The sequence below is a fragment of the Shewanella sp. BF02_Schw genome, from assembly GCF_014596695.2.
Classification (GTDB): Bacteria; Pseudomonadota; Gammaproteobacteria; order Enterobacterales; family Shewanellaceae; genus Shewanella.
Genome location: NZ_JABKAW020000013.1, coordinates 1 through 5,727, shown reverse-complemented (window position 1 = coordinate 5,727; position 5,727 = coordinate 1). Strand labels below are relative to the sequence as shown.

Here is a 5,727-nt window from a genome sequence, read left to right as displayed (position 1 = left end):
ATTGGCATTAAACTTGTTTCAGAAGAACTAAATAAACTATCTCATGGAATGACAGCATGAAAAAAAAATGAGTTAGGATGCAAACAATCTCTATTGGAACTTTGGATAAACTCATCTAAAAGTTAGTAATGGACAGTTAGTGAAATTTCATGTTCTTACCCTGTCGCTACAGTAGTCTTATAAAGTAGCAACCGATATTTATTAGCCACTACTGCTAGTGATGTAAAATAATTATAAAATATCCGTCGGTTTATGATTTAATTTACTTAGTTCTAAAATACACTCCAATGGAGGTTTTTTGTAAAAGTGGACATTGAGACAATTATCTAGGGAATTCCCAGATAATCCTTTTAAATTTCAAAATAGTAGACACGCATGGTGCTATATAATCTAATCAATTTCGCCAAAAACCTATTAAATCTAACACCATGCGTGATATCCATATACTACACGATTTGCTTAAAAAACAATGCCCAAAAATTCATCAAAAACGTCTTAATTCTCTGATGGTTGCCACTGAGTCACTACTCGATGGAAATCAATTGTCACTCACTCAGCTTGGTCGTAATATTACAGGCTCTGTGGCGGCTAAACATAACATTAAACGTATCGATCGACTCTTAGGTAATCACCACTTAGCCCAAGATAAAATAACCCTCTATCAATGGCATGCTCGATATTTGTGTGGCTCAAATCCTATGCCTATTATCCTGGTCGATTGGTCTGATGTCCGTGAACAGCTCCGAATAATGACGCTACGTGCATCCATCAGTGTTCAAGGTCGCTCTGTAACTGTATATGAACGCACTTTTTTGTTTGAAGACTACAACGCACCTCGCAGCCATAATGCATTTCTCGCTGAACTCGCCAATGTTCTACCTCAAGGCTGTTGTCCGCTCATCGTGACCGATGCAGGTTATCGTAATACCTGGTTCAGAGAAGTCGAACGTTATGGTTGGTTCTGGCTTGGTAGAGTACGTGGCGATGTAAGCTTTATGCATCATGGAAAAGCGACCTGGTTCTCGAATAAATCGCTCTACCCGAAAGCCAACTCAACCGCTAAATACATAGGTAATGTCCGGCTTGCACGTAAATCACCGCTAAGCTGCCATTTACATCTATTTAAGGCTAAGCCCAAATTACGTAAAGATAAGCGCTCTTCAAAAGCAGGCCGAAACCACACGGCACAAAAGAGTTATTGCTTAGGCAGCAAGGAGCCTTGGCTACTGGCGACCAACTTACCGCCTGAATATTTCAACTCGATAAAAGTGGTTGAGTTATATGCTAAACGCATGCAAATCGAAGAAACCTTTCGGGATTTAAAAAGCCCGCAATATGGCATGGGGCTGAGGCAAAGTCGCAGCCGGTGTCCAAAGCGATATGATGTGTTATTGCTTATCGCAATGCTGGCAGAAATACTGTTGTGGTGTATAGGTATAGCCGCGAGGCATCTTGGCTGGCAGAAGGATTTTCAGGCGAACAGCATCAAACATCGCGCTGTATTATCCGTTGTAAGATTAGGAAAAGAAGTGCGGCGAAGGCCAAAATACACGTTGAAAGCATCGATAATTTACTGGGCATTAAACGAATATATCAAACTGGTTCATACCGCTGGCAGACCTAAATTATGAGGGGATCCGCCAGGACAATTATTAACCGACAAGTTTTGTTCACTTTTAATCATCTAGAGATAATTTATCATGTAAAACTGTAAATCCAAGCAGATTAATACGGCCTGAACTTACAATTAAAATAACATTATTAAATAGTTTTAATTTATAAAAAATAAATTTAAATAAATTATAATCGCTAAAAGCTATAAGAGAATTTCGTCCTTAAATCAGTAGAATCATTTTGATTATTTTCATAATCCAATATTGAAAAATCAACTGATATACCGCAATTAGCTAGTTTACCATCAAATTGATATGCAAGATTAACCGTCCATTCATTTAAATCTTTTCCAACTATGGGGTTATCAAAAGAGGTATAAAACAATTTACCTTTAACATTAAAGACTGTAGAACCTAACCCCAGTTGATACGAATTTGTGCCCGCTTCAAATGCAGCAACACCCGCAGTTTTAGTAGTTGCAGTAAACTGATAATAAGCTCCTTGGCCTATGCCTCTAAAAACTCTATTTTCACCTTCATTTCCTCCAGCTAATGTATAACCAGCGAAAAAATCTACTCCCCCTTGGCTGAAACCCACTTTAAAGCCCAAAAGATCATTATCAACTATTTCATTCTTATCCCACTTCGTTTTGTAGTACTGCACCGCAACATAACTGTTAAAGTTAGTTGGCAATGTATATTCTACATCAGCATAAAGTGCTTGAACTTCATTTATTACATTTGCGTACTGTGAGTTAATTTTAACTTTTTTAGCTATCCGTTTATTAACTTGTGCGTAAAATACGCCATCATTGCCAATTTTATAAAAGTCGCCAGGGGAACCAGAACCATTATAATCAAAATCAACAAATTCATTATCAGCATAAAATGATTTATCTGTTCGAGTCTGATATTTAGTCACATAACCAATCGAAATATCTGTATCCTCAAAATGACTTGAAGATACCTGATACATTTCAAAAGACTCTTTTATTAATCTTGAACCTGAGTTAGCGATCAAGGGTGATGAAAAGTGTTGCCTACCTCCAGAAAACACCGTATCACCAAACTGATACTTCAAAAAAACTTCTGACAATACAAGACCTTGTGCGTTTATACTGCCCGCAGTTCTATCATCATCATCATTAATATTACTAACGTATGATCCCTGTACTTCTCCTCCCAATTTAAACCCATTAAACTCTGATGTATTAAAAGTAACATTACCACCATTCACCCAAATCGAGCTATTCTCTGCATTTGAATCGTCAAAATCTTGTTCGAAATAGTACGACTTCGCTGTACCGCCAACATTACCATTGTGTATCCATTCAGAAAAACTTTCAACATCACCATTAGAGAATGCATTATTACTTATTGCTAATAGCACCAAAAAATATTTATTATATTTAAACATATAAACCTTATTACCGTTAAGTTACAAAAAATAAACCATATTGAGTAAAACAAAAACCAAAGGTAAACAAATAAATTAAAAACCCAATCAATAATACAAATAACAACATTTTTAACAGTGATCCATTTCACAACAAAAAAACATTAAACCAACACAAATAACAAATCAAAATAAGACATAGGTTTAAAACCAGAGTCAAAAACATAGGTGAAACAATATTTAAAAAAGCACTTAAAACGCAGGTTAAAAACAACAAAAAAATATTAAATTTATATCAATAACGTTAATTAGATCAATGTAAAATAAACTACAAACATTACAATAAAATAGAAAATATATTTACTCACAATAAAACAACATAGGAAGATTCATATCATGATTAAAAAAAATATTCTATTAGGACTTATAATTGCATTTTCAAGTCAATCATATGCCACAACAATAAATTCAGAAACGTTTAAAGACTTAGACTATAAGAGTGCTGTTACAACAGCACATACACTATACAAAAATAATGAAGGGATAATGATAAAAGTTTTACCCAATAGAATAGTTGCAACTTTCTCAGATGGTAAAAGTAGTTCTGTAGCAATACCAAAAGATCAATTCTTTCTTTCAATAGCTCCGTACATTAATAGCTCTCATCCATGTACTAATCATGTTTTAACAGGTTGTACCGGTGAGATAAAAAATCAAGTAATGAAAGTTGTCATGATTGATACTGATACAGGTGAAACATTAATAGACAAAAAAGTGACGACACAACATGATGGATTTATAGACTTTTGGGTTCCAAAAAATAAAAATTTAGCATTCAATATTTATCATAAAGCAAAAGATGGAAGCGAAAGAGTGGCGAGAGAGGTACTGTCTACTTTTAATAACGATAGAACTTGCATTACTACTATGAAACTTATTGAAAGTTAATATTTTAATGCAAAATAAAAATAAGACTGGAGTTATTCCGGTCTTTTTTATATAAAAAAATGGAAATCCTTTTCCATAAAATATCATGCATTAACATGATCCGAGTCTTTGTGGTTTTCTTGGGAGCACCTACAAAGAAGCTCAAGATAATCCCTTATCTGGTTGATGAAACTTTTATTAGTTACGACCAGTGCACGTGGGTTATTTTCCAATGACCATCTTCTTGTTTAATTAACACAAGCGTTTCCATCGTCATTGAGTCAATACTTTTACCTTTATATTCACCTTGGGCGTGACTTATTGACGTTGAAATAGCAATGTCACCCGTAATCGTTATTTGGTGTTCTTTTGGCGTTATGGTTAACCCTTTTAAGTAGGCCATATCTGCAAGCATGTGATGATTGGCATACTCCGTAAGTGAACGTTCTACTTTTCCACCTTCATAAATTTGCACATTGACAGCTAATGACTGCCTGACAATAGCCTCATTGCCCATTTGTAATGCTGCATGAAATTGTTTGACGACATTACCCGCGGCGGAATCAACACCGATAAACGCTTTTTGTTCTATGGGGTGAGTTTCATCACCATGGGCGAAGCTCAATGAGCTTTGTCCTGCGGACATCAGTAATATCACGGTCGTTATGAGTATTGTTAAAGGGCTATTTCTCATTTTTATCTCTCTGTTAATTTATAGTGATTATCCAAGGCTCATAGGACCAAGCACGCTCGAAAGTACCGCGGTTGTCGCTAATATCAGTACTGCTATTAATGCTTCTAATCCAATCGATTTTTGTAGTTTTTGTTTGGCGAGTGATGTGATCGCAATCGTTAATTTCGGTACTAAAACCAATTTATGCCATGCTGCTATAAGTAAAATGATAGCCACCAAACAGAGCTTGATGGTGACCGCAATACCATAATCGGAACTGAATAATTCAGTGGGACTATCAAACAACATCCACACCATTCCCATGCCTGAAAGCAACACGAGAATGACAATCACTATGCCTAAACGGCCAAATGTATCCATGACATTTTTGATGACGATGTTGTCATCGGTGCTGCATAATTTCCATAATGGATAAAAAGCGCCTATCCAACTGCCAATGATCAACACGTGTATCAATATTAAGCCTTGAGCAAGCAATCCCAGTTCAGTGCTATGGCCTATAAAAGTAAACGTGACAGCAATTAACAGACAGCTGAGAATCGCTAATACCGCAGAAAACGTTTTGATATAGCGGTTCTTATATAACAGTAAACCACTGGCCACTAGCATTAACCCAAAACCGATTAAGCGCCAAAGTACCGTTTTCCCTACCTGGGTTGGCCAAAGAAACGCATGCATCTGCGCATCAAATACTCCCATCAAGCCGTTTTCAGCAAAAGCCCCTACTTGAGCAAAATAATTGATACTAACGGCAATCAACCCCAAACCAGCACCTAGGCCGGTATATTTTGTAACGCTAATACAAAGGTTCGGTTGACCCTTAATGAGATATTGCATCAATGTGCCGCCAATAACGGCGGCAACACTTAGATAGATAACCCATTTAGATATCAACACCGATATTTCAAATACGGTTAATATCATGTTTACTCATCCACTTATTGATGTGCAGTGTGCTCGCTAGTCTCATGCTCCATTGTCATAGGCGGTGCACTGCGAGTGTTCATGCCAGAGTCGTGAAGCATAAAGCTCATGTTGCCTTTCATCTTATGACCGTCATCACCCATGATCATCCAGTTAACCGTGTAATTAGCTGC

Annotated in this window: 6 protein-coding genes; 2 read left to right on the top strand and 4 right to left on the bottom strand. The window is 36.5% G+C overall.

Going from position 1 to position 5,727, the window contains the following annotated elements; translation table 11 throughout:
* Positions 1 to 428: 428 nt before the first annotated feature.
* Complete coding sequence (locus tag HNW13_RS23340; RefSeq protein WP_192114685.1) at positions 429 to 1,631, top strand: IS4 family transposase; 1,203 nt, start codon at positions 429 to 431, stop codon at positions 1,629 to 1,631.
* 178 nt (positions 1,632 to 1,809) lie between these two features.
* Here HNW13_RS23340 and HNW13_RS23335 read toward each other — a convergent pair whose 3' ends face one another.
* Positions 1,810 to 3,030, bottom strand: a complete 1,221-nt coding sequence (locus HNW13_RS23335; protein WP_192114686.1) for an OprD family outer membrane porin — start codon at positions 3,028 to 3,030, stop codon at positions 1,810 to 1,812.
* A gap of 375 nt (positions 3,031 to 3,405) precedes the next feature.
* Here HNW13_RS23335 and HNW13_RS23330 point away from each other — a divergent pair, with 375 nt between their 5' ends.
* Positions 3,406 to 3,957 carry a CueP family metal-binding protein gene (locus tag HNW13_RS23330; protein WP_192114687.1) on the top strand — a complete coding sequence of 184 codons (552 nt, stop codon included), beginning with the start codon at positions 3,406 to 3,408 and terminating at the stop codon, positions 3,955 to 3,957.
* A 181-nt stretch (positions 3,958 to 4,138) separates the two neighbouring features.
* Here HNW13_RS23330 and HNW13_RS23325 read toward each other — a convergent pair whose 3' ends face one another.
* The 3 genes from HNW13_RS23325 to HNW13_RS23315 form a co-directional block, all read right to left on the bottom strand.
* Positions 4,139 to 4,630 (bottom strand): nuclear transport factor 2 family protein, encoded by a 492-nt coding sequence (locus tag HNW13_RS23325; RefSeq protein WP_243756385.1) that lies wholly within the window; start codon positions 4,628 to 4,630, stop codon positions 4,139 to 4,141.
* A 27-nt stretch (positions 4,631 to 4,657) separates the two neighbouring features.
* Entirely contained in the window at positions 4,658 to 5,554 is an 897-nt protein-coding gene (locus HNW13_RS23320; protein WP_192114688.1) for a CopD family protein, read from the bottom strand.
* Positions 5,555 to 5,568: 14 nt separating this feature from the next.
* Positions 5,569 to 5,727 (bottom strand): copper resistance protein CopC (locus HNW13_RS23315; RefSeq protein ID WP_208062960.1); only part of this gene is annotated, 159 nt, incomplete at its 5' end.

Coding starts and splice junctions, on each gene's coding strand:
- HNW13_RS23335 (WP_192114686.1), bottom strand. CDS start 3,030: ATGTTTAAATATAATAAATATTTTTTGGTGCTATTAGCAATAAGTAAT.
- HNW13_RS23340 (WP_192114685.1), top strand. CDS start 429: ATGCGTGATATCCATATACTACACGATTTGCTTAAAAAACAATGCCCA.
- HNW13_RS23330 (WP_192114687.1), top strand. CDS start 3,406: ATGATTAAAAAAAATATTCTATTAGGACTTATAATTGCATTTTCAAGT.
- HNW13_RS23320 (WP_192114688.1), bottom strand. CDS start 5,554: ATGATATTAACCGTATTTGAAATATCGGTGTTGATATCTAAATGGGTT.
- HNW13_RS23325 (WP_243756385.1), bottom strand. CDS start 4,630: ATGAGAAATAGCCCTTTAACAATACTCATAACGACCGTGATATTACTG.